Origin of the sequence: Flavobacterium sp. RSSB_23, from assembly GCF_051547145.1 — a bacterium.
In the GTDB taxonomy this organism is placed as follows: Bacteria; Bacteroidota; Bacteroidia; order Flavobacteriales; family Flavobacteriaceae; genus Flavobacterium.
The window spans coordinates 512136-538530 of the sequence record NZ_JBPTTO010000001.1 but is presented as its reverse complement, the minus strand read 5'-3'; the positions used below and the strand labels follow the sequence as shown (position 1 = coordinate 538530).

Here is a 26395-nt window from a genome sequence, read left to right as displayed (position 1 = left end):
TTTATACTTTAAATCTTATGTGACAAGTACCCTATTTGGTACCCTCAGAATGAACCCTCAAATTAGGGTACCAAAAAGTTAACAATTGTTAACAAATACAAGGGGTTGGGAACTTTCAATAGTACGTTTGCATTAATTAAAAACGGAAATATGAAAAAACTAAAAGTGAGCTTCTTTTTGAAAGGGGACAAAAAAAATCAGAATGGTGAAACAGCAATTTATGCCAAAATTTATTTAGGGAACCTCTACTCTACTTTTTCAACATCTAAGTACATTTTACAGGAACGTTGGTCTAAAACCAACAACCTCCGAAACGTAGTTAGAATCGACAATGAAATTAACCTGAAGAACTACTTAAAATCGTTAGTAGATGGCATTGAGAGTAAGTACAATGAGCTAATCAGGAATAACCCAGATAACAAAGAAATAACTCCCTTACATCTAAAAAACTACTGCTTCAACGAAAAGACTGAACATAGAATTACATTATTGGAGATTATAGATAAACACAATGTATATTTCAAAAAACAAGTAGCTAAAGGTGACCGTGCTAAAGGGTCACTTGAAAAATACGAAAGAATGGGAAATGTCATTAAAGACTTTCTCCAATCTAAACATAAAATAAAAGATATTCAGTTTGACAAAGTAGATAGACAATTTGTTTACAGTCTCGATGATTTTTTAAGATTTGAAAGAATACATGGTAAGAATAAAGGTTTAGGAAATAATACTACTGTTAAATACCTAAGAAACATTTCTTCAATGATTAATCATGCAATAACAGTTGGACTAGTAACTAATAATCCTTTTACAATCTATGATGGCAAACTAAAAGAAATTGACACTACGTTTTTAACACTTGAAGAATTGAGAACTATTGAAAACAAAGTCTTTTCAAATCGAAGACTGGATGTAACACGAGATATATTTTTATTCAGTTGCTATACAAGTTTTGCACCAGTTGATGTGATGAACCTACGTAAAGGAAATTACAGTTTAGATAATGATTTAGACAGTTGGATTCAAACGAAAAGACAAAAAACTGGAGTAAAAACTAATGTTTTGGTTATCCCTGCATTACAAAGAATCATTGATAAATATAGAAACGACCCAGAATGTGTTGAAGAAAATCGATTAGTCCCAAATCGAAGTAATTCTAACATGAATGCTTATCTAAAAGAAATTGCAGATTTATGTGGCATCGATAAAAATCTGACATGGTACGTAGGAAGGCATACTTTCGCAACCACAGTTGCTTTGGCTAATAATATTCCAATGGAGGTAATTAGCCAGATTATGGGTCATAAACGAATTACCCAAACCCAGCATTATGCAAAATTGCTGGATGGTACCGTAAAACAACACATGAAAGGATTAAGTGAAAATTTTGTTTGAGTCATAATCCAATGAAGCTACCCAAAAAGTAAGATACAACTATTAAGAATTACACAAATGAACTTTAATTCAGAATATTTAAGAATAAAAAAGAGGCTATCCATACTTTTCGGATAGCCTCTTTTCATTTCTAATTACACTCATTATTTATTTGCTCACATATCTCTATTAACAATTCTAGAAACCTTTTGTTATAGAATTGAAAAGTATAAAACCTACTTTTCACAGAATCACCACCTTCAAAACCATTGGTATAATAATATCTGTCCCCAATAACTAAAGCATCTATGTCTGTTTCAATATTGAATACATAATCTATTTCATTAAAATACATTCTCCTTATTTCCCAGCTTTCAAATTCAGAATGGAGAAAAAATATAGATGGCTTATTTCTATGTTCTTTTAATATCAAATAATAATTTTCTTCTCTTTTAACAATTGCAATTCCATCTTCTCCTGTTCCATCTAATGAATCATTATAAAAAAGTAGATATTCGATATTTTCTTTAAAATCAAAATCTAAACTTTCATTGAATACTGATATAATTGAATCTGGTATTTCATCATAAAAAACGTCTTTCTCTAACTTTTCGTTATTAAAAGTATTTTCAATAAGAAATTTTATGTAACCATAATTTTCTTCTTCCATAGGTGTTTTGAGATAAATCCTTGTAATACAAGTTGTTATTTTAAAATAGAACCTTCAATTTTATTGAGTTCAAAGATTAAGGTTTTTATTTCATTTAACTACATATAAATATCTCATAAATTTATAAGATTTTCCGATATTTAACGAAAATTAAGTACAAAATTCTATTTAGACTTTAGACAAATTAATCATAATATTTCAAAAATATGAATGTAATTCAAATTCAAGACCTAATAAACAAAATTGGAGAATTTAATCAAAGTAATGTTTTAAAAGAGTATTCTGATGGTGGTGAAGAATTATTAGAATCTCAATTGAAAATTATCCAAGACTCTAATGATGAATTAAACTATAAGATTCTTATTCAGTTAAAAGAAAAATGTGATGTTGAGTTGTTGCAAAAATTCATTAATCTTATAAATACAAATGGTGAGAATTTAATCAACCTTTATCATCAATATAGAAGAAAATTAGCAGAATCTAATAATTCAAATCCAATTTACATAGAGTCTATTCCAATCATATGCAAATTAATTGATGCCAAACTAGACGTTTTAACAAATTTAAAAAGTGATTTGATTCTAAAAATTGCAAATTTTGATTACAGGATAAATACAGATTTTGATTATAATACATTCTCAGAGTCGAATCAAAAACAGGAAAAAGAGACTGCTGTAAGAGCAACTTTTAATTTAAGCAAGAGAGAGTCATTGATGTTATTATATATTTTAGAAGAAATAAATCTTCTCAAATTTGACAATAATGCTCAAAGAAAAAATTTCATTGAACAAAATTTCAACTTTACTGAAGTCCGAAATAATGAATCCTATGGTAAGTCATTCCCAATAACTGATATAAAAAGTGAATACTCCAGATTCAACAGTATTGATAAAGATGAACTTAAATCCAATAATAAGACTTTAGAAAACCTATCTAAAAAACTGATTACCATAATTGACGAATTTAAATTTGAAAAAAAAAAAAATAAAACTTAACAATTGTTAACAATTAATAATTGTTGGCAACTTTCTGACCTTCCTTTGCAGTATCAAAATAAAACAATTGATACGATGAAAGAAACAAACGAAACCTTCGAGCCAGTTATTAAGCTATTAGAAGAGCTTAAAACTAAAATTGATAATGTCCAATCTCCAAAGCGATATTATCGAAACAAGCATCTTAAAATGTATTTCGGACTAAGTGACAACACTATTCTAAGTTACCGAGATAGAAACTTGCTTCCTTTTACAAAGATTGGGGACATCTATTATTATCCCATTGCTGAGATAGAAAGTATTTTAGTCCAGAACAGCAATTTTGATTTGATGAACAATCGATTCAATCAAAGCGCATAATCTTCAAAGTCTTTCCGAATCTGGAGAGTAAATAATCAATAAATAGTAAAATAAAAAAAATCCATTTGAATATGGACAGGAAGAGAACTGTCTTAATCCAACCTTAAAATTTAAAAAACATGAAAAATTCAATGACAACAACAAATTTAGATTCAATTAAAAGCAAATATGTAGTATCTGTTTTCATTCTTCACCCAGATAACATAGGCAAACGAAAAAGTAAAAATACTCAGTATGTTTTTGAAGATGACACAATATTAGAAAATAGAAGAAAGGCTATTTTAAAAGCTGAGGAAATTTCTAATTCTTTTAATATCCCATCAAATAAAAACTTCAAAGGCTATTTAATAGAAATATTTTTAATTATAGAAGAAAACGGAATTGAATATGAAAACCTTATTTATGGAGCTAATTACATATCTTATTTTGCATTAGAACAAGAGGCTTTATTCTTTAAAGAAATGTCAGAAATTACAAAATTTATAAATGTTGAAAATAATGAAAATGAAACATTTGAAGTGATAGAAGAAAACCTATCGTTTTTCCTCAGTAAAATTTAGAAACTAAACTGTTCAAGTTCCAAATACAATTAATCTATTGTCATTTAGTTATAAATTATAGTCGTTAACTAAATATCCTTTCTTTTCATTTCCGAAAAGAAATCCCAAACCAATTTTATCAAATTAATAATCTACCCAGCAATTGGGTACAGGACTTCTTATGTTCAAATTAAAAATAATAAAAACCTTTTAAAACAATAAAATTATGGCTGAAAATAGCAAAATAGAATGGTGTAATCATACTGCCAATTTGTGGTGGGGATGCACAAAAGTTCATGACGGGTGCCAACTATGTTTCGCCCTATTACAATCTAAGAGATATGGACATGATGTCTGGGGTAACGATAAACCCAGAAGAATAATTAAAAATGTTTGGTCTGAATTTGAAAAATTTCAAAAGCAGGCAAAAAAACTCAACGAGGTTCATAGAGTTTTTGTTGGGTCAATGATGGATATCTTCGAAAAACCAATGCTTTTGGTTGACCACAACGGTAAGCCTCTATTAGAAGAAGAAAATGAATTCTGGAACACAGGACAGTTGAGAGATAAATTCTTCAATGAAGTGGTTCCGAATTCACCTAATCTGATGTTCTTACTCTTGACCAAAAGACCGTCAAACATCAACAAATACATTCCTGAGAGTTGGAAAAATAATCCTCCAAAGAACGTAATGTTTGGTACTTCACCAGTAAACCAAGAGACAGCTGATAAACTAATCGTTCAGCTATCAAAGGTTAATGGTCAAAGATTTCTTTCGGTTGAACCACAATTAGAAAAAATCGATTTAATGGCTAAAGCTAACGATGGTACTGATAGAGTCCTATTAGACTTAGTTGATTGGGTCATCAACGGTGGCGAAAGCGGACATGGAAAAAGACCGTTTGATACAGATTGGGGAAGAATACTCCGAGATGATTGCAAGAAAAAAAATGTTCCTTTTTTCTTTAAACAAATTGACAAAATCCAAACGATTCCTGATGATTTGTTGATTAGAGAATTTCCAATAAAAAACCAACCAATTAAATTTTATAAAATGTTTAAAACAACAACTACCCTAAATGATGATTTCCCATATACTGAGGGATTAGAACGTATGTATCTTGATGAAAAAATATTAAGAAACATGAATTTCAACGATGAAGAAATAGATTTATTGATGAATCTAAGATATTTTAATGCTTATGAAAAAGTACCTGTCAGGAGAAATGAAATAATCACAAAGAAATCAGTTGAACTCGACCCTTTTTGCGTAGCACTATATGATTTCTACTATGGAGCTAAAATGGTACTTGAAAATTCTTCTTTAAATATTAAAAAAACACCTCACGGTCATGATTCAGAATTTCATAAAATACCTCATAAAATGAAATTAGCTAAATCGATAATTAGAAAATATTCTCAAAAGGCTTATAAAGTAATGTTCTAAAATAAGCAGAATTTTTGGAGGGGGTGAGCGGAATTGGGGGTGGCAATTGAGCGGAGCTAAAACTTTTTCTTTTAGTTGAGATATGTTTTTGATTAAAAAAAAGCAAAGCTCCGCAACGTTGATATTATTCTTTTAGACAAGGAAAAGACAAATGCTACACAGGATATTGAGTTGAAGTTTGTTTTCTTTTAATCAATTTCGATAAGGTTACTTGCTTCGCAATTTAAATCCGTTGAAGTGTTACTGTTATGAATCAGATTGAGTTTAGTAATTGATAAAAATCTAAAAGAAAATAAAGAATAAAATAATAAAATAATAAAATAATAAAATAATAAATTAATCAATATTAACATACTGAATATCAATCTAGTAATTAGTATTATTTTATTCTATTATTTAATCTTATTTTAATTTAATAATAATCTAATAGATAGAGCTTTATTCAACATCCCTGCTACTGCTCCAACAAAATACCCTGTTCTTTAAACACAATTCACAGTTGTTAAAGCAACATGTATTGCTGTCAAAAGAACACCTCCTACTGAAAAAAAAAAAAAAAAAAAAAAAAAAACAATTTAAATAGTAAACAATTATGAAAAAAAAACAAATGAAAAACTTCGTTAAAGTAAACTACAATTTACTAGCTACAAAAAAACTATCTTCAACGCAAAAACTATTTGTATCCTACATTATTGGGTGGCAAGAGAATGGGAAAATCTGTTTCGAAACGAATAACACCTTAGCTTTAAAGTTCGGAATGAAATATGGGGGAATGAGGTCAGTTATAACAACATTAAACAAATTTGATTTCTTCACGGCTATTAAAGATTACGATGAGAGAACGGGTACCTCTGGACATGAAATAACGGTTAACATTGATTTGCTGGAAAGTTTTTTACTTCCAGATAAAAAAACAAATAAAATTGACTGTGCAAATGAGAAATCCATTGAAGAATTAAATTCAGAATTTTATGAAACTCCAGCTTTTGAAGTAAACGAATTCAAATCGATACCACTATATCATGACAACGATATTATTGATATTGAACAAGTAATGAGTTTATTGAATTTTAATGAAATTGATATCAAAGAATTTCAAAAAAACTTTCCAACACCCAAAGTCCGATTTGAAGATTTCAATTACTATTTCTCTGGTACAGCTTTAAATAAAAATAAAGAATACCACAAAGGAATTTTAATTTCTGATGAGCAATATAAGAGATTTCAAAAAATGATTGCCAACCAATAAATAAAATAAAAATGTATAATTATTATAATCTTAATAATAGACCTCCCCCGTTGATATACTAAAATTTTGATTCTTTTTTTAAATTTACCCCCTTTTATATGTACCAAAAGTGTTCAGATATACCTGTAAACCTTCTGTTACCTGACATTTACAATCATCGATTACAGCCCTTCTAAAGCACTCTTTAGTAAAAAAATAAGCTCCTGACATGATACTGTGTTCAAACTCTCAACAAATTCTGAAAATAAAATTATTCAACCAATAAAATCACTCATTTATTTCTTAGCTCTAAACTAACTTCCTATCCACTCTAACTTCTTAATAAAAGATATCGTTGCCTACTTTATCAGTTATTAATTTTCCATTTTTATAAAATTTTGAAATATTAGCAAATTTCTTTTTTCTAAATATCACTAAATCTGGGTATTGTTTTCAGACTTAAAGAATGGTTTCTTTGATAACTTACCGTCAAAACTAGTTGCTAGGCGAAATGAACCAACCAAAACTATGATTAATAATCAAATAACTATAAAATTCGGAGGCGATGGAAATATTAAAGTTGATACTTTAACTGAATTTCTTGAAATTTACAAAGACTTAATTTATAGCATTAATAATCAATTAGGTTATTTTAGTGACGATTTAATTATTGAAGTATCGCCACCAGAAAAAGGAAGTTTCAAAATAAAAATTTCACCAAAGTATGAAAAAATACTGCTTAAATCTTTTGAAACAATCGTTGTATCAACTTTAGCAGGTCTTTTACTCTATTATCTAACAAAGCCAGAAGAAGATAAAACACTTGAAGAAATAAAGTTGCTTTTAGAAAAACAAAATATTGAACCCGAAATCGTAAATAATGTTTACAACATTTACCAAAATACTAGCGTGGAACAAAAAATTAAGCAATCGTTCATAGTTGTTAATGAAGATAAAAATATTACAGATTTGAAAATAGATAAGAACGACAAAGAAATTATCAATATTCCTAAATCGCAATTTGCAAATATTATAAACAGAAAAGAACAAATCGAAATTGTACACGAACCCAAAAAAGATATAATTAGAGATGAAGCAACATTAGTTGTAAAAACAATACATTTTGAAGGTAATGCAAAATGGGTTTTCATTTTTCGTGGATATCCAATTAAAGCATCAATAAAAGATTCTAATTTCATAACTAAACTTAATAGTGAGGCATTTATGAAAGGAGACACTTTTAAAGTGATTTTGGCGAGAAGTAGAACTTATGATGAGGATTTACAAACTTATATAGTTGACCAGAATAGTTATGTTATTGAACAAGTTTTGGAGCATACTTCAAAAACTGATAATCAAAGTAGATTAGATTTGAAATAATCACTTTACCAAACAGCTAATACAACAGATTTAGGTAATTGGCTTAATGGAAAGTTGATTTGCATCTGCAAAATTTGGTAAATCCGATAATAAGGTACAATTATTTATAATCTACTATAGGATAGAAACAATCCAAAAACCGAGCTACCTGATTACGAAATTTATATATCAATTAGTACTCAGACCTTTCACTATTTTCTAAAAAGATGATTGCTATGGTCTTAAAAAAAATGCTTGATAATAGCTTAAATTAATTAAGGAATGTTTCTAAAAAAAATTATTTTTACATCAGCCACTTCTTTGTTTTGTGGTAAATTGTACCAAAATATAAACCCCTATAATTTCATCTTTTCAAGATAACTTTAAAGTTGAAAAACGAATTTTTAATACACTATGGCAATTAAAAAATCAGAATTATATAGCTCACTTTGGGCTAGTTGTGATGAATTACGTGGAGGAATGGATGCCTCTCAATACAAAGATTATGTACTTACGATGTTGTTTGTGAAGTACATCTCCGATAAGTATGCTGGCGATAAGTATGCACCGCTCTTGATTCCTGACGGAGCTAGTTTCAATGACATGGTGGCTTTGGTTGGAAAAGAAACCATTGGTGATGACATCAACAAGAAAATCCTTAATCCTTTAAAAGAGGTTAACCAACTTCAAGATTTCCCAGACTTTAATGACCCAACCAAATTGGGTAGTGGCAAGGAAATGATTGATACCTTATCAAAACTGATTCTGATTTTCAATAAACCCGAACTCGATTTTAGCAAGAACAAAGCTGAAGGCGATGATATTTTGGGTGATGCCTATGAATTTTTGATGCGTCACTTTGCTACTGAAAGCGGAAAATCGAAAGGACAATTCTACACACCATCGGAAGTAAGCAAGGTTTTAGCTAAGATTCTTGGAATCAACAATGACAATAGTACGGCTCAAACAACCGCTTATGACCCAACCTGTGGTTCTGGTTCCCTACTTTTGAAGGTAGCTGATGAAGCCGAAAAAGAAATCTCTTTATACGGACAAGAGAAAGAAACAGCAACGGCTGGTTTGGCTCGTATGAACATGATTTTACACAACAAACCATCAGGAACTATCTGGGCTGATAATACCCTTTCTAAACCAAAATGGGAAGAAGATGGAAAACTAAAAACATTTGATTATTGCGTTGCCAATCCTCCATTTTCATTGAAAAACTGGGGCAATGGTGTTGATGCGCAAAATGATATTTATAAACGTTTTCAAGACTTTGGAACACCACCAGACAAGAATGGCGATTATGCCTTTTTACTGCATATTATCAAATCTTTAAAAAGCACTGGTAAAGGAGCTATTATTTTGCCTCACGGTGTATTGTTTCGTGGTAATGCCGAAAGCGAAATCCGTAAAAACATCATCAAAAAGGGATTGATAAAAGGAATTATTGGATTGCCACCCAACTTATTTTACGGTACTGGAATTCCTGCCTGTATTATCTTTATTGACAAAGAAAATGCCCACACGCGCAAAGGTATTTTTATGATTGATGCAGGAAAAGGCTATGCGAAAGATGGTAACAAAAACCGCCTTCGTGACCAAGACATTCATAAGATTGTGGATGTATTCAACAAACAAATTGAAGTGCCGAAGTACAGCCGTATGGTGTCAATGGATGAAATTGCCGACCCTAAAAACGATTACAATTTAAATATCCCAAGATACATAGACAGTCAGGAAGCCGAGGACATTCAAGATATTTTGGGGCACCTAAAAGGTGGGATTCCAAATGCCGATATTGAAAGCTTGAATGGGTATTGGAAAGTGTATCCAAGTCTTAAAAACGAATTGTTTGTGCCAACAGAAAACCCAAATTATTCACAATTAAGGGTTGCTAATACCGAGGTCAAAAATGCCATTTTTTCACATCCTGAGTTTCTGGCATTTACTAATGATTTAGATGCAGTTTTCAACCAATGGAAAAACCAAACCACAGAATTACTTAAAAACTTAGAAGCGGGTTGCAAGCCCAAACAAGTTATTCAAAGCATTTCTGAAGCCTTGTTACATGCTTATGACAATCGTCCTCTGATAGACCAATACGATGTGTACCAACACCTCATGAGCTACTGGAACGAAACCATGCAAGATGATATTTATGTGATTGCTTCCGATGGATGGCAGGCTGGAAATGAAGTAAACCGCCTTGTTAAAGAAAGCAAGAACAGTAAGAAAGAAACCGTTCGTAAAGACGTGGAAGGTTTGGATGGATTAGAAGGAAGACTAATACCACCAACTTTATTGATTGCTCACTATTTTGCTAAAGAACAAAACGCTATTGATGCCTTGAATGCCAAAAAAGAAGAAGGGCAAGCCACCAAAACCGAACTCGAAGAAGAACACGGAGCTGAAGGTGGTTTATTTGGCGATTTAGACAAGATAAACAAAGCCGAAGTAAGCAAGTTGCTCAAAGAGAAAAAGGCAGAAAAAGCACCCAAAGAAGAAGTTGAAGTTTGCGAAACCTATTTGAAGCTATTGGAACAAGACAGCAAGATAAATGCCGACTTAAAAGTAGCTTTGAAAGCATTAGAAAATAAAGTAGTTGCCAAATACCCAACGCTAAGCGAAACCGAAATTAAAACCTTGGTAACTGACCACAAATGGATGAACACCATTGCCACTGCAATTACCACCGAAATGGAACGAGTGAGCCAAGCCTTGACCCAACGCATCAAAGAATTAGCAGAACGCTACGACAACCCAATGCCACAACTGAAAAACGAAGTGGAAACCTTAGAAGAAAAAGTAAATGCACATTTGGCTAAAATGGGATTGGTATGGTAATGAAAGAAGGATACAAACAAACTGAAGTTGGTGTGATTCCAATGGATTGGGAAGTGAAAGAATTTGTTGATGTTATTGATGGTTTTTCAAGTGGACAAACTCCTTATAGAGCAATTACAGATTATTACAAAGGTGATATTCCTTGGATAACCAGTGGTGAGCTAAATTATAATGTTATAACCGATACCATTGAAAAAATTACAATAGAAGGTGTTAAAGCCGCAAATTTAAAAATCTTGCCTATTGGAACCTTTCTATTTGCAATTACTGGTTTAGAAGCAGCAGGAACTAGAGGAAGTTGTGGTATAACGGGAATAAAAGCTACCACGAATCAATCATGTATGGCACTTTATCCAAAAAAAGGGGTATTGACAACACCTTATCTGTATCACTATTATGTTAGATATGGAGATGAGCTAGCTTTTAAATATTGTCAAGGAACAAAACAACAAAGTTATACAGGAGCTATTGCAAAAAAATTACCAATCATTGTTCCTCCTTCAATTAAAGAACAAACCGCCATTGCCACAGCCTTATCCGATGCCGATGCATTGATAACGAGTTTAGAAAAACTCATTTCCAAAAAAAGAAACATCAAACAAGGTGCTATGCAACAACTTTTGCAACCCAAAGAAGGTTGGGAAGTGAAAAAGTTGGGGGATGTTATTATTAATTTTCAAAATGGTTATGGCTTTTCTGCTATCGGATATGTTAAATCTGGAATACCAATAATCACAATGGCACAAATTGGGTTAAATGGTTCTTTTAATTTTGATGAAACAAAGGTTAACTTTTGGAAACCTGAGGACTTTTCGGTGCTTAAAAATTTTCACATCAAAAATGGAGATTTAATAATTGCAATGACAGATGTAACTCCCGAAAAAAATCTAATTGGCCGAATGGCAATAGTAAAAACAAATCAGACTTTATTGCTTAATCAACGTGTTGGTTTATTGAGACTTGATAACACAAAAGTCAACGCTTATTTTCTAAAAACCCTTTCGAATATGAGAAGCTGGAGAACATATTGTATTGGTTCAGCATCTCTTGGAGTTCAAGCAAACATAGGTACAAAAGATATTTTAAACGGGGAGTTATCATTACCTAATATTAATGAACAGAACAAAATTGCCGAAATACTTTACGATATGGATACCGAAATAACTGCCTTAGAGCAAAAACTAGAGAAATACAAGAAAGTAAAGTTGGGGATGATGCAGGAATTGTTAACAGGAAAAACGAGGTTGGTATGAAAGGGAGTAAATATGCAATATTAAAAATGGTTGAGTCAAGTAGTTTTCTTAATATCTTAAATGGATTACTTAAAAAAAGCGGAGCAACCGTAACTACTTATGATAATTGGATGCCTAAAAGCATCAGGTATGATAAAGAAGCAGAGTTAAATGATTTTTTGAAGTACAACTTCAATCCTGAACTAGCTACGGCTATTACTGAATGGTGGCTATACAAAGATGCAACAACTCCCAATTGGGATTTGATTAGTACTTGTACAATCAACGGTAAACGAGGCATTGTTTTAGTAGAAGCAAAAGCACACTCTTACGAATTAGAAAATGAAAGCAAGGGAAAACCATATGATATAAACACTAAATCTGATGGTACAAAAGAAAATCAGAAACAAATTGGTAAAGCTATAGAACAGGCAAATATCGAAATCAATAAGAAATTTAGTGGTGTTGCTATTTCACGAGATAATTGTTATCAACTTTCAAACCGTATTGCACATGCATGGTGGCTAGCCAATCAAGGTATTCCCGTTGTACTAATGTATTTAGGTTTTCAAGATGTTCAGGACATGAATGATGGGAAGAATCGACTCTTTACTACAGATAAAGATTGGCAGGATTGTTTTAAAATCCACGCAAAACAGGTTGGAGTTGATAAGATTATTGATAAAAATGTTGATTGTGGTAAAAGTTCATTTGTTATCATTTGCAGGAGTTATTAAAAAAAGACAAAGTTGGTTTAATTATTCAAAATCAAAAAAGCAGTAATTCAAAGCCACAGTATTAAAAGAATATGGAATTAGAAGAAATCAAAAAAGCAGATGCAATTGTAGATAATTGTATAAATTACTTAAACCTAAAATCTGTAGGAGAACTACTTGACAAACGTTTTTTTATTCCATCTTACCAACGAGGTTATCGCTGGACAGAAAAACAAGTAACCGCATTATTAAAAGACATTTGGGAATTTAGCGAAAAAAACCCTGTGAAAGATGAGTTTTATTGTTTGCAACCCGTTGTTGTAACATTAAACAAAACATCAGATGTTGAACAATGGGAACTAATTGATGGTCAACAAAGATTAACTACAATTTATATACTCCTAAGCTACTTTAATAAACGATTTACTGAGGAATTCAGAAAGCCTATTTTCTCTTTAAGTTATAAAACAAGAGAAGATAGTATAGAATATCTGGCAAATATTAACGCGTCAGAAAAAGATAAAAATATAGATTACCACTTCATTTATGAGGCCTATGAAACTATTAAAACATGGTTTTCTACCAGACAAAATCTAATAAATGATTTCGAATCTATTTTAATAAATAAAACTAAAGTTATTTGGTATGAAGTAAACGATAGTAATTCTAATCCTATAGATATTTTTACTCGTATCAACATTGGTAAAATCCCTTTAACAAATGCAGAACTTGTGAAAGCATTGTTTTTACAAAAAGGAAATTTTCATCAACAAGCAAGTTTAAAACAGTTACAAATTGCTACCGAATGGGATATCATAGAAAAAAAATTGCAAGACAACTCTTTTTGGTATTTCATTTATAGTCCAAAAAACTCAGTAGCGTATGAAAACAGAATAGAATATATTTTTGATTTGATTCAAGGCAAGAAAAAAGATGATGAGGACTTCTTTACTTTTAATGAATTTCATAAAGAGTTCGAGAAAAACAGAGAGGAAAACAGTACATTAAACATAGACCCTTTATGGTTAAAAATTAAAAAATATTTCTTGATTTTAGAAGAATGGTATAATGATAAAGACTTGTATCATTTAATTGGTTTCTTGATTGAATACAACCACGATATAAATAAGTTAAAATCAGATTCAAATGGTTTAAACAAATCCAAGCAAAAAACATTTCTAAAACAAAAGATACGAGACATGTTTCAAAACATAGACATTGATGATTTAGAGTATGGAGCAACCCATAATAAATCAATAAAAATGACTTTGTTACTCTTTAACATTCAAACCATACTTGCTACACAAAAAGCTGAAATGAGATTCCCTTTTGATAAATACAAAGAAGAAAATTGGGATATTGAGCATGTAAAATCTCAAACAGAAAAATCAATAAATAAATCTAATGCTAAAGATTGGGCTTTAGATATTTTAGAATATTTGACTGGACAAAAAGGATATTCTGATACTTTATGGCAAGAAAGCAATAAAACAACAAAGGAAATTCAATTAGAGCATATTGAAAATCTAAACGAAAAAGACAAAGATTTTGCAAGACGATTAATATGTCTTTTAGAACAAGAAAAAATTGATGCTGAGTATTTTAAAAGCCTTTATGATGATTTAACCATTGAATTTAAAGAATCAGATTTTGAACAAGATGACAATATATCTAATCTTGCTTTGTTGGATGAAAACACCAATAGAAGCTATGGTAATGCAATGTTCCCGATAAAAAGAAAAAGAATTATTGAAAACGATATGAACGGCATCTTTGTTCCTATTTGCACTAAAAATTTATTTTTAAAGTATTACAGTAAAAAAATGGGGGATGTAATGTACTGGAAAGAAAGCGATGCAAAAGATTATTTAGAGTCAATAAAAAAGTTATTAAAAGAATATTTACCAACGGCATAATAAAAGCATGAGCACTACTATAAATTCAAAACAAGAAGGTAAGCGTTATTCATTCTATCAGCTACTAAGTGAAAATAAATACGCAATTGAAATTCCAATAATTCAAAGAGATTATGCTCAAGGAAGAAAATCTAAAGGGGAAGTGAGGGATTTGTTTTTACAAGCTTTATATGACTATTTAGAAGAAAATATACCTAATAGGGATTTAGATTTTATTTATGGTAGTACTGAAATTGAAGAAAATAATGAAAAATTCATACCGTTAGATGGACAGCAAAGACTAACAACATTATTTTTATTGCATTGGTATTTAGCTACTATATCTGGAAAAATAGAAGACTTCAGGGAGGTTTTAGTTAAAGATAATAAATCCAAATTCACTTATTTAACACGAACCAGTTCAAGTGAATTTTGCGATGCTTTATTGCAAAACACAATAGATTTTACCAATTTATTACCAAATGACAACCATCAACAAAATGGTCTTTCAAAGACAATTAAAGATTGTGGGTGGTATTTTTTGTCATGGGGAAATGACCCAACTATTCAATCTATGCTAACGATGTTAGATTCCATACATAATAAATTTTATGATAAACCGTATTTTTTTGAAAGATTAACCGATACTATTAATCCAATAATAACTTTTCTATACTTAGACCTTGGAGAGTTTAAATTAACAGAGGATTTATATATTAAAATGAATTCAAGAGGAAAACCTCTTACAACATTTGAAAATTTCAAAGCAAAATTAGAACAGCATATTGAAAAAATATTTTCGGATGATAGACAAAGTTATACTTTGGATTTTGAAGGGACTGAGAAAAAAGTAGAAACAAAAGAATATTTTTCTTTCAATATTGATACAAAATGGGCAAATTTATTTTGGCAGTATAGAGCTCTAGCGGGAAAAGAGAATAATTATGATGATGAATTAATGAATTTCATTAGGGTAATTATTTCAAATCAATATGCTATTGAGCCAGAAATAAATATAGAAAACTTTAAATATCTCATCAAAAGCGAATCCAATGTAGATAGTGAATATATTTCCTATCAGAAATTAAAAACAATAAATGCACTTTCATCAAATTGTATTAAGTATTTAATAAATGCATTTGATAAGCTTGTTAATGGCGATAATAAAATAAAAACCCATTTAAAGGATTCCTTTTATTATGATGAAGAAACTATTTTTGAGAGAGTGCTCACTCATAAAATATCATTGCCTGAAAGAATTCGTTTTTATGCCTATCTAAAGTTTTTAATACAAAATCCTAATGATTATTCAGGTTTGCATCAGTGGATGCGAGTTGTATATAATCTTACAGAAAACACACAATTAAACTCTGCTGAAGAAGCTGAAAAAGCAATTAAATCTATTAACAACTTAGCGAATAATTGCGAGGATATTTTAAGTTATTTAGTGAGTGATAATTGCAAAATTGATTTTTATTTAGGAAGACAAGTTCAAGAAGAAAGAATTAAAGCATTTTTAATAAATCATTCAGATGCATGGAAAAATGCCATTGAAAATACTGAAAAACATCACTACTTTTCTGGGCAAATATCCTTTATACTGGAGTTTTCTGGAATTTTAAATTTTTATGAATTAAATGAACACTGTAATTGGGATGAAGAAACTAATGATTCTTTTTACAATCAATTTATAAATTATGCTAGTAAATCAAGTGCTACTTTTGATATAATTGGTACAGAAAAAAATGAAGATTTTATATGGGAGCGTTCAGTGTTAACCAAAGGTGATTATTTAATCCCATCAAGTTACAATAGAAGTAACTTTTTAAACACATCAAAAAACCTTAGGGATTACAGTTGGAAAAGATTGTTAAGATTAACTCCTATTGGAGCTTCTGATTACGACTATTGGAAAGTGAAAAGGGATTTCGTTAAGGCAGTATTTGACGACCCTCTTTTCGACTTAAATAGATTAGAACTTTCATTAGATAATATTTGCAATAATATACCAAATGATTGGAGAAAATATTTTGTTACAAACCCTGAGTTATTAAGATACTGTCATCAAGGATTTATGTATTTTAAATCAGATTCTCAAATTCAATTATTGATGCAATCTCAAATAAATCATAGACATCGTGAAATGTATTCATATAATTTTTATCTTGAATATTTAAATAAAAACAAAGAATCACTATTGCCATTTCAAAATGTAAATCATGAACAAATAACTACTTATGATGACTTATCGTTTGCATTTATTAACGATTGGTGCTTCCAAAATAAAAATTATGAAATAAACATTGTTAAGTCAGAAAATGATATTGATTCATACGCTGTAAGTTTCTACATTTCCATTGGTGATAAAAATATAGAAATGTACTCCGATAAAATAAAAGAAATCCTTTTAAATAAAAGTTTTACTTGGAATGATGAATCAAAAAGCTTTTGTGTTTTGAAAAATAATGAGAGCCTAACCTTTGTTTTTATTAAAAACCTTTGTGAAGAATTAAACAAGTTGCCTAATGAATAATATAGGACAAATAGAACGCCTTTCTCAAAACCGTATTGTCAAATTATTCAAAGAGCAATTGGGCTATATCTACTATGGCAATTGGGAAGAACGAGAAAAAAACAGCAATATTGAGGAAAGTCATTTGGGTAGTTATTTACTGAAACAAGGTTACACGGTTACGGTCTTAAGCAAAGCAATATACGAACTCAAGCAAGTAGCAGATAGCTTTAACGATGATTTGTATGTAAAGAACAAAAAGATATATGCAATGCTTCGATACGGCATTCCTGTGAAAGAAGATGTCGGAACCAATTACACAACAGTTCAGCTAATTGATTGGAAAAATTGGGAGAACAATGATTTCGCCATTGCTGAGGAAGTCACCGTAAAAGGAAACAGAGACAAACGTCCCGATATTGTAATTTATGTAAACGGAATTGCTTTGGGAGTATTAGAACTAAAACGGGGTTTGGTTGAAATTTCTGAAGGCATACGTCAAAACATCACCAACCAACAAGATAGTTTTATTCAATCTTTCTTTTCTACGGTTCAGTTTGTAATGGCTGGCAATGATACGCAAGGTTTACGTTATGGAACCATTGGAACCAAAGAAAAGTACTTCCTCAATTGGAAGGAAGACGAACAAGATAATAGTGAACTTAAAATAGACAAGTACTTAAAAAAGTTATGCACTAAAGAGCGATTTCTTGATATTATATTCAATTGTGTCTTGTATGATGCTGGTGTTAAAAAGCTACCAAGACCTCATCAATACTTTGGATTGAAAGCATCTCAAGAACGTATCAAAAAGAAAGAAGGCGGTATTATTTGGCACACCCAAGGTTCAGGAAAAAGTATCATGATGGTGATGTTGGCTAAATGGATTTTAGAAAATAACGCCAATGCTAGAGTTATCATTCTAACCGATAGAACTGAACTGGACAAGCAAATAGAACGGGTGTTTAATGATGCTGGTGAGCCAATCAAAAGAACAGGAAGTGGAAAAGAATTGTTACAACAACTTACGCAACCATTACCAAGATTGTTATGCTCATTAGTACATAAGTTTGGTAAAAAAAGTGAAGATAATTTTGAGGACTTTATCAAAGAATTAGAAGAAAATCCAGTACAAACCGTTGGAGAATTATATGTTTTTGTAGATGAATGTCACCGTACCCAAAGCGGAAAGTTGCACCTAGTAATGAAAACTATGTTGCAAAATGCAATTTTTATTGGGTTTACAGGGACACCTTTATTGAAACAGGATAAGAAGACAACAATGGAAGTTTTTGGTTCCTATATCCACACGTACAAATTCAATGAAGCCGTAGAAGATGAAGTGGTAAAAGATTTGGTTTATGAAGGACGAGATATTGACCAAAAATTAGCATCCCCAGCCAAGGTAGATGCGTGGTTTGAAGCCAAAACTAAAGGATTAAATGATTTTCAAAAATCAGCACTGAAAAAGAAATGGGGAACCATGCAAAATGTATTGAGTTCCAAATCCAGAATGGAGAAAGTGGTGGGTGATGTTGTTTTGGATTTTGGGACTAAACCTCGATTATTAAATGAAAAAGGAAATGCATTATTGGTGGCTTCAAGTATTTATGAAGCCTGCAAGTATTTTGAACTTTTCAATAGAACTGAGTTTAAAGGAAAATGTGCAGTTATTACTTCATATAACCCAGCAACCAAAGACATTAACACAGAAGATACTGGAGCCAACACCGAAACAGATAAGGAATATATTTTTAAGATTTATTCGGAATTGTTAGAAAAAGTTTCTGCTAATGGAAATCAAACCAAAACAGAAACATATGAAGACAACGCAAAAAATAAGTTTAGAGATGAACCTGCCAATATGAAATTACTGATTGTGGTTTCAAAATTATTGACAGGATTTGATGCTCCACCATGTACCTATTTATACATTGATAAGTTCATGCAAGACCATACTTTGTTTCAAGCCATTTGCAGAGTTAACCGTTTGGATACCGAGGATAAAACCTTTGGGTATATTGTGGATTATAAAAACCTCTTTGATAATGTTACAGATGCCATCAATGTTTATACTTCAGAACTAGATACTGATACTTTCACAAAAGAAGATTGTGAAGTTTTATTGAAAGACCGTCTTAAGATGGGCAGAGAAAGACTAGACAATGCCTTGGAAGAATTAGAAATGATTTGCGAGCCTGTAGCACCACCGAAAGGACAACTAGAGTACTTTCATTACTTCTGCGGTAATTCAGAGATAGAAACCGATTTAAAGGAGCGTGAAGCACAAAGAACTGCATTATATAAAGGCACAGTAGCTTTCATAAGAGCTTATGCCAATATTGCGGGTGAAATGGAAGAAGCTGGATATAACGAAAGGGAAATAGCCCATATCGAAAAACGTTTGGATTTCTATTTGAAGCTTCGAGAAGAAATCAGAATACATAGCGGAGAAACATTGGATTTAAAGACATACGAAGCCGATATGCGTCATTTAATTGACCATTATATCCAAGCTGAAGAATCGGTTGTTGTATCACCATTTGAAGACATACCTTTGTTGGATTTGATTGTAAATTCGGGAATTTCGGATGCAATAGATACATTACCAAAAGGTATAAAATCCAATCAACAAGCTGTTGCAGAAACCATAGAAAACAATGTGCGTCAGAAAATCATAAGAGACCATTTAATTGACCCCGCATTTTTTGAAGAAATGTCTACTTTGTTAACTGCCATTATTAACGAAAGAAAAGACCAAGCTTTATCCTATGCTGACTATCTAGCGAAAATCGCCCAATTGGCTAAGAAAGTGAATGAAGGTAAAAAAGATAACATTCCAGAAATACTTACTACCCAATCTCAAAGAGCGTTATATAACAATCTCAATTATGATGTTGATTTAGCGATGGCTTGTGATGAGGCAGTGCAATATAGTAAGCAAGATAATTTTAGAGGGGATTTAGTAAAGGAGCGAAATATTAAAAGAGCCTTGTTCAATCTATTAAATGATGACGATGAAGTAGAACGTATCTTCCAAATCATTGTGAATCAAAAGGAATATTAAATGCAAGAGATACAGCTTGGTGAAATTACAATTGAGGTAACTCAAAAGGATATAAAAAATGTCCATTTGAGCGTATATCCACCTTTTGGTCAGGTAAAAATTGCAGCTCCTATGCGAATGAGTTTGGATACCATTCGTATTTATGCAATAACCAAATTAAGTTGGATTAAGAAACAACAAACTAAAATAAAAGCTCAGAAGCGAGAAGCACCAAGAGAATACCTAACTAAAGAAAGTCACTACTATTCAGGAAAAAGATATTTGCTAAAAGTCATCGAAAACAACTCAACTCCAAATGTAAAACTCAAACAAAATACAATTGAACTGTATATCAGACCTGAGACCGATACTGCAAAAAGAAAAGAAATTTTGGATGAATGGTATAGAGCACAGCTTAAAGAATTGATTCCTAAACTAATTACAAAATGGGAAAAAGTTATGGCAGTTGAAGTAAAGGACTTTGGAGTAAAAAAAATGAAAACCAAATGGGGAACTTGTAATATTGAGGCACAACGAATCTGGGTCAATCTTGAATTGGCAAAAAAACCAAGCAATTGCCTTGAGTACATTATTGTTCATGAAATGACACATTTGTTGGAACGCAATCATAATACACGATTTGTAGCATTAATGAATCAATTCATGCCTAATTGGAGAGAAGTAAAAGAAGAGTTAAATAGATTGCCTGTAAGCCATACTGAGTGGGGGTATTGATGATTGTAGATAACGGAACAAGGATTTCAGTAATAAATTACAAAACAGGGCGTTAACAAAAAAAGCAAAAGCTTTAGATTTTACCACAACGAATATATAATCAAATAACATTAAGGATTATGAACGAAATTATTTGCCCAAATTGCAAAAAAGCATTTAAAGTTGATGAAGCTGGTTTTGTAGATATCTTGAAACAAATTCGTGACCATCAGTTTGAAGAAGAATTGCATAATCGTTTACAATTAGCGGAACGAGAAAAAGAAAGTGCTGTAAAATTAGCAGAAACGACTATAAAAAGTGCTTTGCAAGAACAATTGGCGCAAAAAGATGCAGCTTTGGCGAAACTAAAATCAGAAAAAGAAGTAGAACTAACACAGAAGTTAGCGCAAAAAGAAGCAGAAGTAGCGCAAGTAAAAGCGGAGAAAAGCAACGAGATTACACAAATAAAAGCACAATTAGAAAATGCCGAAGTAGCTAAAAAATTAGCCATTACCGAAGCGGTTCAAAAAATTGAAAAAGAACGTGATACGCTTTTGAATGAAGTAAAAAACAAAGAGTTAGAAAAAGAAAACATAGAAAACGCGTTAAAACAACAATTCAATACAGAGCTACAAAGCAAAGAAGCCATTATCAAATACAAAGACGAAGAAATTGCGCGTGTAAAAGACATGAAAGCCAAACTGTCTACAAAAATGTTAGGGGAATCTTTAGAGCAACATTGCGAAACAGAATTCAATAAATTACGGGCTACCGCTTTCCAAAATGCCTATTTTGAAAAAGATAACGATGCACGTTCTGGTAGTAAAGGTGATTTCATTTACAAAGAAACAGATGAAGCAGGAAATGAAATTATCTCCATCATGTTCGAAATGAAAAATGAAGGCGATGAAACAGCAACTAAAAAGAAAAACGAAGACTTTTTCAAAGAACTGGATAAAGACCGTAACGAGAAAAAATGCGAATTTGCTGTTTTAGTTTCTATGTTAGAAGCCGAAAGCGAGTATTACAATACAGGGATTGTAGATGTTTCGCATAAGTTTCCAAAAATGTATGTAGTGCGCCCGCAATTTTTCATTCCCATAATTACCTTATTGCGCAATGCAGCCATGAATTCCCTAAAATATAAAGCCGAATTAGCTTTAGTACGCAATCAAAACATAGACATCACCAACTTTGAAGAAAAAATCAATCAATTCAAAGAAGGATTTGCTAGAAATTATGATTTGGCAAGCAGAAAGTTTCAAACAGCTATTGATGAAATAGATAAAACCATCATTCATTTACAAAAAACAAAAGAAGCGCTCTTATCATCCGATAATAACCTTCGCTTAGCCAATCAAAAAGCAGAAGATTTAACCATCAAAAAATTAACGCATGGCAATCCTACGATGAAAGCTAAGTTTGATGAGCTGTAAGTTAACTCACTAAAAATAGTAAGTTTTATGAATATTAAAAAATTTGAATTTAGTATAGGTTCTTACTTTGGGTCAAGTTACTCTTTAGAATATAAAAAAGGGCTGTTCCTTTATCGAGCTAAAACAGGAGATATTGCAACTATTTCCAATATAAACCCAATATTCATATATGATTATCAATATGAACATATTGCCATTTTTCAATCCGATTCTATTGATTCAGATTTAGTAATTTCGGAGGAAAGAAAACTTAACTTTTTCAAGTATATTTCTCGTTACTGCAAATCATGGGAAAAGGAATATCAAGATAATTTTATTTGTGATGGTACTTCTTGGGAATGTGAAATTTGGATAGATGATTTTAGATTAAAATCAAATGGAATAGAAGAATACCCATCTAATTTCAAAACATTTCTTAATAAACTTTCAGTATTAACTAGTGGTAAAATTTTTGAATAGAAAAGATTGTTTCCACAAACACAACTGTGTACATTTATTTATTTATTTAAAAGTTGAAATTCTCAGCATGTTTATCCCAATCAAAGTCACTAACACCATCTTTGATAATCTCAGAAATTGATTTAGTTATTGAATCGTTTCCGAACCATAATAGAACTATCGAGCTTACATCTTTATTCTTTGATTTATCTGGAATTCCTGAAGATGTAAGCCAAGCAGAATAGATTACTGGTTTCAAGATATTATTTGATTCATACATATCCATCTTTTTCATAAAGACTTTGCGATTCCCCCAAAGACTTGAATGACTTATTAAATCAATAATTTTTTCATTAATAACTTCATTTGGTTTGCCAATTATTAATCCAGCATAAGTTTTATCAATCTTAAAAGATTCGATTTCAACTATTCTCCTATTTTGCAATTCAATTTTCATATTTATATCTCTTTACTTATAAATATCTGAAAGATTCAAAATGTTGCGATAAATAGAATTAATTATTGCGATTCCCTTTTAAAATCCCAAGCCCTTTTTCTAGTAAAACCGTAGCCTCTTCAATTTCTGATTGTGCAACAGAAGTTCCTTTGGTTGATACAAATAATTCTCTCACATCAACATCAAGAGCTTCAGCTATCTTTAATAAGAGTTGAATCGTTGGTAAGTTTTTCTCACTTGATATATTTGATATAGTTGTTGGTGACACATCAACTCTTGAGGATAGTTCATCCCGTGAAATCCCCTTTAATGTCATTATTTCCTTTAATCGTAGTATAGCCATTCTAATATTTTTTACAAATATAGGAAATAAATCAAGTAAGGCTTAATTTATTTAATAAAAAATAAAACATTATTTGCTTTTTAATGAAATATTGCTTTACTTTGTAGTGTGTTAATCAAGTGTCACTTTACAAATCGAACAAGATGGAAATCGCTAAAACAATCATTGAACAAATTAAATATGCTGACAAATGGGCTCTAATGGCTTATGGTTCTAAAAACTTCATTGCATTACCAGAATCAAAAGATTTTCAAGGTGGGTTGCAATTCCAATGTTCAGGTTTCAAACATAAAGGAACAGTTAGAATTCAATTAAAATGGATTGATACGTACACTATATCATTCATCAGTAAAAGAGGTGAAACTATAAAAGAAGTAAATGATGTGTACTGCGATATGCTGGTAGATATTCTGGACTGGATTGAAGGTAAGTAACCTTCAGTCCTGTGCAAAATTAGGTTATACTTTAACCTTGAATGGCAATGTAAAACTAAAGCTCAATAAATACATTAAAAAAACCGTGCAAAATACACCATCCTAATATTGCTCATAAAAAGAACAAATTATGAAAAAAGCTAGATATATAAGACAAAGTACAAGTGGGCAAAAAAATTATCGCCAATTGGCAATAGCCCACCCAGATGAAAAATTATTTATTGATATTGTTAGCGGTTCTATACCCTTTGCTGAAAGACCCTTTGGAAAAATGCTTATTGAGGCTGTTGAAGCTGAGGAGATAAATTACGTTTCTTTCCACGCAATCGACCGTGCTGGAAGGTCAACCATAAACGTATTACAAACATTAAAATTTTTCTTTGACAAGGGGGTTATTGTTAAGATTGATAATTTAGGACTAGAATCAATGATTAACGGTAAAGCAAATCCTGTTTTTAATCTTATCACTACCATCCTTTCTGAGCTTTCGAGTTTAGAAAAATCCTCTCTGCTTGAAAGACAGGCAGAAGGAATAATTCAGGCTCGTTTGAGGGGAGCATACAAGGGGCGTCAAAAAGACACCTTTGAATCGGATGATGTAATTTTAGCAAAGCATAAAAAAGTGGTGAAAGAGCTAAAAGCAAATCCAAATTTATCATTAAGAAAAATTGGAACCCTAACAAATGTTTCGCCAAATACAGTAAAAAAAGTAAAAGAAATAATGGTTAATTTGGTTATGATTTAATTTTTAATTTGTCCCCCCCTCCAGTTACCTCCCTTGGAGGGAGGGGTGGTATATTGGTAAAGTGTGGGTACGATGGTGTTCTGAAAAATTTTTTACAGATTTTTTGAATTAAATTTTAAGAGAAGGATTTTGGAAAAAATATTTTAGAAATTTTTTCTTGAAAAAAATACTCAGGTTCTATTGCTTAGATTGAAGGATGCCTCTTAATTCTTCAATCCTTTTCTCTGTTTTCTCTTTTTGACAATTATTTAAAAATGCATTATGTAAACTTCCATTCATATCTTTTGTTTCTTCTTCACAAGAAATATCTCTATATTTTATCCATTTTCTCTGCTTTTGTCTTAGTTCAGTTTTCTCAGTTTCATTTAAAACTGCTAAGACTTGTTTGTATAAGTCATTCAATGTTTTATCAACAACTTCAAGTTCATCAGCTGAATTAATATTGCTACTTAGGTCATTTACTTCTTCGGTGCTATTAGTCGATTCATATTCATTATTAAGAGTCTGTGTTTCATTAGAAAAATCTATGTTATCAGATGTTGGTCTTACTTTTTTTTCGTTTTCATCCATAAGCTTGGTAACTTTTTCTAACATACCGTCCTCTGTATTTTTCCAATATATTTTAACCTTCTCCTTTTGTTCATCTGTTAAATTCGCTTTATCATCAATTCCAAGTTGAAATGTAACCCAAGCATTCCTGTATTGTCTGCTACAATTTTCATAAGTTACCATACTTTCTAAATCATTCGCTAAGTTATTTGTGCAGTCATAAAATTCTTTTGCTCTATAATCCGCTATTTTATACCATTCATCTATTGTTAATAGATTTTCTTGCTTGGTTAGTATAGATTCTATTTGTTTGGAACCTGAGGTACTATCATCATTTGTTTCTGATTGGTGATTAAAATTAATCAAACCAACATTATACAATTGATAAAATAAAATTAATCCAGCAATAATGACTGTAAACAATATTATACCTTTTTTACTGTAAAGTGGCTTTACAATAGGTAAATTCAAATTCGTAGACGTCTCTTTTTTTGATGTATTATCTTTTGATTGAGGCTCAGTAGTTTTTATCAAACTATTTTCAATGTTTTGTATATGAGTAGTAGTATTGATTATTTCTGATTTCAACAAAAAATATTCTGATTCAGTTAGCAATCCATCTTCAAGCATTTTTTTTATCTTCTTTATTTCTTCAATTTTATTCATATATAGTAATAGATTATTATGGGTAATAAAATAAAACACAAATCAATCAAAATAAAATATTGAATCTCTCTTTCTGCATATTTTATGAATTTATGTTGTATCACTAGTATTGTAAATCTTAATTGTAAGTGCCAAATTGCATACAAAAAGTAAAAAACAGAATTCTTGTTAAGCATTATAGCGGAGGAATAGTTAAATTTCACACATTGATAGACACCTCTTGTTAATCCACACGAGACACATTCTTTACCAAATATTCTTTTGAAATCACATACGAGTTTAATATTTAAAGTATTAATTATTATGACGTAAATAAATAAAGCTATAAAAATCAAAAAAATAATCTTACTTAAATAAAAATAAGTTTCAGAATTGGTTTTATAATTCATT

23 protein-coding genes are annotated in these 26395 nt (G+C 30.9%); 18 read left to right on the top strand and 5 right to left on the bottom strand.

Annotated elements, in window-relative coordinates:
• Positions 1-150 precede the first annotated feature (150 nt).
• Positions 151-1395 carry a site-specific integrase gene (locus tag ACSVH9_RS02440; protein WP_438062324.1) on the top strand — a complete coding sequence of 415 codons (1245 nt, stop codon included), beginning with the start codon at positions 151-153 and terminating at the stop codon, positions 1393-1395.
• A 130-nt stretch (positions 1396-1525) separates the two neighbouring features.
• On the opposite strand, the gene ACSVH9_RS02435 is transcribed toward ACSVH9_RS02440, so the two are convergent.
• Complete coding sequence (locus tag ACSVH9_RS02435; RefSeq protein WP_438062323.1) at positions 1526-2044, bottom strand: hypothetical protein; 519 nt, start codon at positions 2042-2044, stop codon at positions 1526-1528.
• A gap of 206 nt (positions 2045-2250) precedes the next feature.
• Between ACSVH9_RS02435 and ACSVH9_RS02430 the strand changes: the two genes are divergently transcribed.
• The 15 genes from ACSVH9_RS02430 (at position 2251) to ACSVH9_RS02360 (ending at position 22832) form a co-directional block, all read left to right on the top strand.
• On the top strand, positions 2251-3039 hold the full coding sequence (locus ACSVH9_RS02430; RefSeq protein WP_438062322.1) for a hypothetical protein: 789 nt from the start codon (positions 2251-2253) through the stop codon (positions 3037-3039).
• 75 nt (positions 3040-3114) lie between these two features.
• Positions 3115-3399 (top strand): helix-turn-helix domain-containing protein, encoded by a 285-nt coding sequence (locus ACSVH9_RS02425; RefSeq protein WP_438062321.1) that lies wholly within the window; start codon positions 3115-3117, stop codon positions 3397-3399.
• Positions 3400-3518: 119 nt separating this feature from the next.
• Complete coding sequence (locus ACSVH9_RS02420) at positions 3519-3959, top strand: hypothetical protein (protein ID WP_438062320.1); 441 nt, start codon at positions 3519-3521, stop codon at positions 3957-3959.
• 205 nt (positions 3960-4164) lie between these two features.
• Positions 4165-5385, top strand: coding sequence for a DUF5131 family protein (locus ACSVH9_RS02415; RefSeq protein WP_438062319.1), 1221 nt, complete (start codon positions 4165-4167; stop codon positions 5383-5385).
• Between the two features lie 592 nt (positions 5386-5977).
• Positions 5978-6634, top strand: a complete 657-nt coding sequence (locus ACSVH9_RS02410) for a hypothetical protein (RefSeq protein WP_438062318.1) — start codon at positions 5978-5980, stop codon at positions 6632-6634.
• 507 nt (positions 6635-7141) lie between these two features.
• A complete protein-coding gene (locus ACSVH9_RS02405; protein ID WP_438062317.1) occupies positions 7142-7993 on the top strand; it encodes a hypothetical protein in 852 nt (283 codons plus the stop codon).
• A 393-nt stretch (positions 7994-8386) separates the two neighbouring features.
• Positions 8387-10822, top strand: a complete 2436-nt coding sequence (locus ACSVH9_RS02400; protein ID WP_438062316.1) for a type I restriction-modification system subunit M — start codon at positions 8387-8389, stop codon at positions 10820-10822.
• The gene (locus ACSVH9_RS02395) at positions 10816-12075 is read left to right on the top strand and encodes a restriction endonuclease subunit S (RefSeq protein ID WP_438062315.1); all 1260 of its coding nucleotides are present in this window, start codon (positions 10816-10818) and stop codon (positions 12073-12075) included. The genes ACSVH9_RS02400 and ACSVH9_RS02395 overlap by 7 nt, the downstream gene beginning before the upstream one ends.
• Positions 12072-12791, top strand: coding sequence for a hypothetical protein (locus ACSVH9_RS02390; RefSeq protein ID WP_438062314.1), 720 nt, complete (start codon positions 12072-12074; stop codon positions 12789-12791). Before ACSVH9_RS02395 ends, ACSVH9_RS02390 begins: the two co-directional genes overlap by 4 nt.
• A 71-nt stretch (positions 12792-12862) precedes the next feature.
• The gene (locus tag ACSVH9_RS02385; protein WP_438062313.1) at positions 12863-14686 is read left to right on the top strand and encodes a DUF262 domain-containing protein; all 1824 of its coding nucleotides are present in this window, start codon (positions 12863-12865) and stop codon (positions 14684-14686) included.
• A 7-nt stretch (positions 14687-14693) separates the two neighbouring features.
• Positions 14694-17198 carry a DUF262 domain-containing protein gene (locus tag ACSVH9_RS02380; RefSeq protein ID WP_438062312.1) on the top strand — a complete coding sequence of 835 codons (2505 nt, stop codon included), beginning with the start codon at positions 14694-14696 and terminating at the stop codon, positions 17196-17198.
• On the top strand, positions 17191-20244 hold the full coding sequence (locus tag ACSVH9_RS02375; protein ID WP_438062311.1) for a type I restriction endonuclease subunit R: 3054 nt from the start codon (positions 17191-17193) through the stop codon (positions 20242-20244). The genes ACSVH9_RS02380 and ACSVH9_RS02375 overlap by 8 nt, the downstream gene beginning before the upstream one ends.
• A complete protein-coding gene (locus ACSVH9_RS02370) occupies positions 20245-20958 on the top strand; it encodes a M48 family metallopeptidase (RefSeq protein ID WP_438062310.1) in 714 nt (237 codons plus the stop codon).
• Positions 20959-21077: 119 nt separating this feature from the next.
• Positions 21078-22373 (top strand): DUF2130 domain-containing protein, encoded by a 1296-nt coding sequence (locus ACSVH9_RS02365; RefSeq protein WP_438062309.1) that lies wholly within the window; start codon positions 21078-21080, stop codon positions 22371-22373.
• A 27-nt stretch (positions 22374-22400) separates the two neighbouring features.
• Positions 22401-22832 carry a hypothetical protein gene (locus ACSVH9_RS02360; protein WP_438062308.1) on the top strand — a complete coding sequence of 144 codons (432 nt, stop codon included), beginning with the start codon at positions 22401-22403 and terminating at the stop codon, positions 22830-22832.
• 46 nt (positions 22833-22878) lie between these two features.
• Here the strand turns inward: ACSVH9_RS02360 and ACSVH9_RS02355 are convergent, their stop codons facing one another.
• Both ACSVH9_RS02355 and ACSVH9_RS02350 read right to left on the bottom strand, forming a co-directional pair.
• Positions 22879-23268, bottom strand: coding sequence for a hypothetical protein (locus ACSVH9_RS02355; RefSeq protein ID WP_438062307.1), 390 nt, complete (start codon positions 23266-23268; stop codon positions 22879-22881).
• A gap of 58 nt (positions 23269-23326) precedes the next feature.
• Complete coding sequence (locus ACSVH9_RS02350; RefSeq protein ID WP_438062306.1) at positions 23327-23611, bottom strand: helix-turn-helix domain-containing protein; 285 nt, start codon at positions 23609-23611, stop codon at positions 23327-23329.
• 143 nt (positions 23612-23754) lie between these two features.
• Here ACSVH9_RS02350 and ACSVH9_RS02345 point away from each other — a divergent pair, with 143 nt between their 5' ends.
• Complete coding sequence (locus ACSVH9_RS02345) at positions 23755-24045, top strand: hypothetical protein (RefSeq protein ID WP_438062305.1); 291 nt, start codon at positions 23755-23757, stop codon at positions 24043-24045.
• 130 nt (positions 24046-24175) lie between these two features.
• Entirely contained in the window at positions 24176-24790 is a 615-nt protein-coding gene (locus ACSVH9_RS02340; RefSeq protein ID WP_438062304.1) for a recombinase family protein, read from the top strand.
• Positions 24791-24967: 177 nt separating this feature from the next.
• On the opposite strand, the gene ACSVH9_RS02335 is transcribed toward ACSVH9_RS02340, so the two are convergent.
• Together ACSVH9_RS02335 and ACSVH9_RS02330 are read right to left on the bottom strand one after the other, a co-directional pair.
• Positions 24968-26005, bottom strand: a complete 1038-nt coding sequence (locus ACSVH9_RS02335) for a lysozyme inhibitor LprI family protein (protein ID WP_438062303.1) — start codon at positions 26003-26005, stop codon at positions 24968-24970.
• Positions 26002-26394 carry a DUF2752 domain-containing protein gene (locus tag ACSVH9_RS02330; protein WP_438062302.1) on the bottom strand — a complete coding sequence of 131 codons (393 nt, stop codon included), beginning with the start codon at positions 26392-26394 and terminating at the stop codon, positions 26002-26004. The genes ACSVH9_RS02335 and ACSVH9_RS02330 overlap by 4 nt, the downstream gene beginning before the upstream one ends.
• Between the last annotated feature and the right edge of the window lies 1 nt (position 26395).

Coding starts and splice junctions, on each gene's coding strand:
- ACSVH9_RS02440 (WP_438062324.1), top strand. CDS start 151: ATGAAAAAACTAAAAGTGAGCTTCTTTTTGAAAGGGGACAAAAAAAAT.
- ACSVH9_RS02435 (WP_438062323.1), bottom strand. CDS start 2,044: ATGGAAGAAGAAAATTATGGTTACATAAAATTTCTTATTGAAAATACT.
- ACSVH9_RS02430 (WP_438062322.1), top strand. CDS start 2,251: ATGAATGTAATTCAAATTCAAGACCTAATAAACAAAATTGGAGAATTT.
- ACSVH9_RS02425 (WP_438062321.1), top strand. CDS start 3,115: ATGAAAGAAACAAACGAAACCTTCGAGCCAGTTATTAAGCTATTAGAA.
- ACSVH9_RS02420 (WP_438062320.1), top strand. CDS start 3,519: ATGAAAAATTCAATGACAACAACAAATTTAGATTCAATTAAAAGCAAA.
- ACSVH9_RS02415 (WP_438062319.1), top strand. CDS start 4,165: ATGGCTGAAAATAGCAAAATAGAATGGTGTAATCATACTGCCAATTTG.
- ACSVH9_RS02410 (WP_438062318.1), top strand. CDS start 5,978: ATGAAAAAAAAACAAATGAAAAACTTCGTTAAAGTAAACTACAATTTA.
- ACSVH9_RS02405 (WP_438062317.1), top strand. CDS start 7,142: ATGATTAATAATCAAATAACTATAAAATTCGGAGGCGATGGAAATATT.
- ACSVH9_RS02400 (WP_438062316.1), top strand. CDS start 8,387: ATGGCAATTAAAAAATCAGAATTATATAGCTCACTTTGGGCTAGTTGT.
- ACSVH9_RS02395 (WP_438062315.1), top strand. CDS start 10,816: ATGGTAATGAAAGAAGGATACAAACAAACTGAAGTTGGTGTGATTCCA.
- ACSVH9_RS02390 (WP_438062314.1), top strand. CDS start 12,072: ATGAAAGGGAGTAAATATGCAATATTAAAAATGGTTGAGTCAAGTAGT.
- ACSVH9_RS02385 (WP_438062313.1), top strand. CDS start 12,863: ATGGAATTAGAAGAAATCAAAAAAGCAGATGCAATTGTAGATAATTGT.
- ACSVH9_RS02380 (WP_438062312.1), top strand. CDS start 14,694: ATGAGCACTACTATAAATTCAAAACAAGAAGGTAAGCGTTATTCATTC.
- ACSVH9_RS02375 (WP_438062311.1), top strand. CDS start 17,191: ATGAATAATATAGGACAAATAGAACGCCTTTCTCAAAACCGTATTGTC.
- ACSVH9_RS02370 (WP_438062310.1), top strand. CDS start 20,245: ATGCAAGAGATACAGCTTGGTGAAATTACAATTGAGGTAACTCAAAAG.
- ACSVH9_RS02365 (WP_438062309.1), top strand. CDS start 21,078: ATGAACGAAATTATTTGCCCAAATTGCAAAAAAGCATTTAAAGTTGAT.
- ACSVH9_RS02360 (WP_438062308.1), top strand. CDS start 22,401: ATGAATATTAAAAAATTTGAATTTAGTATAGGTTCTTACTTTGGGTCA.
- ACSVH9_RS02355 (WP_438062307.1), bottom strand. CDS start 23,268: ATGAAAATTGAATTGCAAAATAGGAGAATAGTTGAAATCGAATCTTTT.
- ACSVH9_RS02350 (WP_438062306.1), bottom strand. CDS start 23,611: ATGGCTATACTACGATTAAAGGAAATAATGACATTAAAGGGGATTTCA.
- ACSVH9_RS02345 (WP_438062305.1), top strand. CDS start 23,755: ATGGAAATCGCTAAAACAATCATTGAACAAATTAAATATGCTGACAAA.
- ACSVH9_RS02340 (WP_438062304.1), top strand. CDS start 24,176: ATGAAAAAAGCTAGATATATAAGACAAAGTACAAGTGGGCAAAAAAAT.
- ACSVH9_RS02335 (WP_438062303.1), bottom strand. CDS start 26,005: ATGAATAAAATTGAAGAAATAAAGAAGATAAAAAAAATGCTTGAAGAT.
- ACSVH9_RS02330 (WP_438062302.1), bottom strand. CDS start 26,394: ATGAATTATAAAACCAATTCTGAAACTTATTTTTATTTAAGTAAGATT.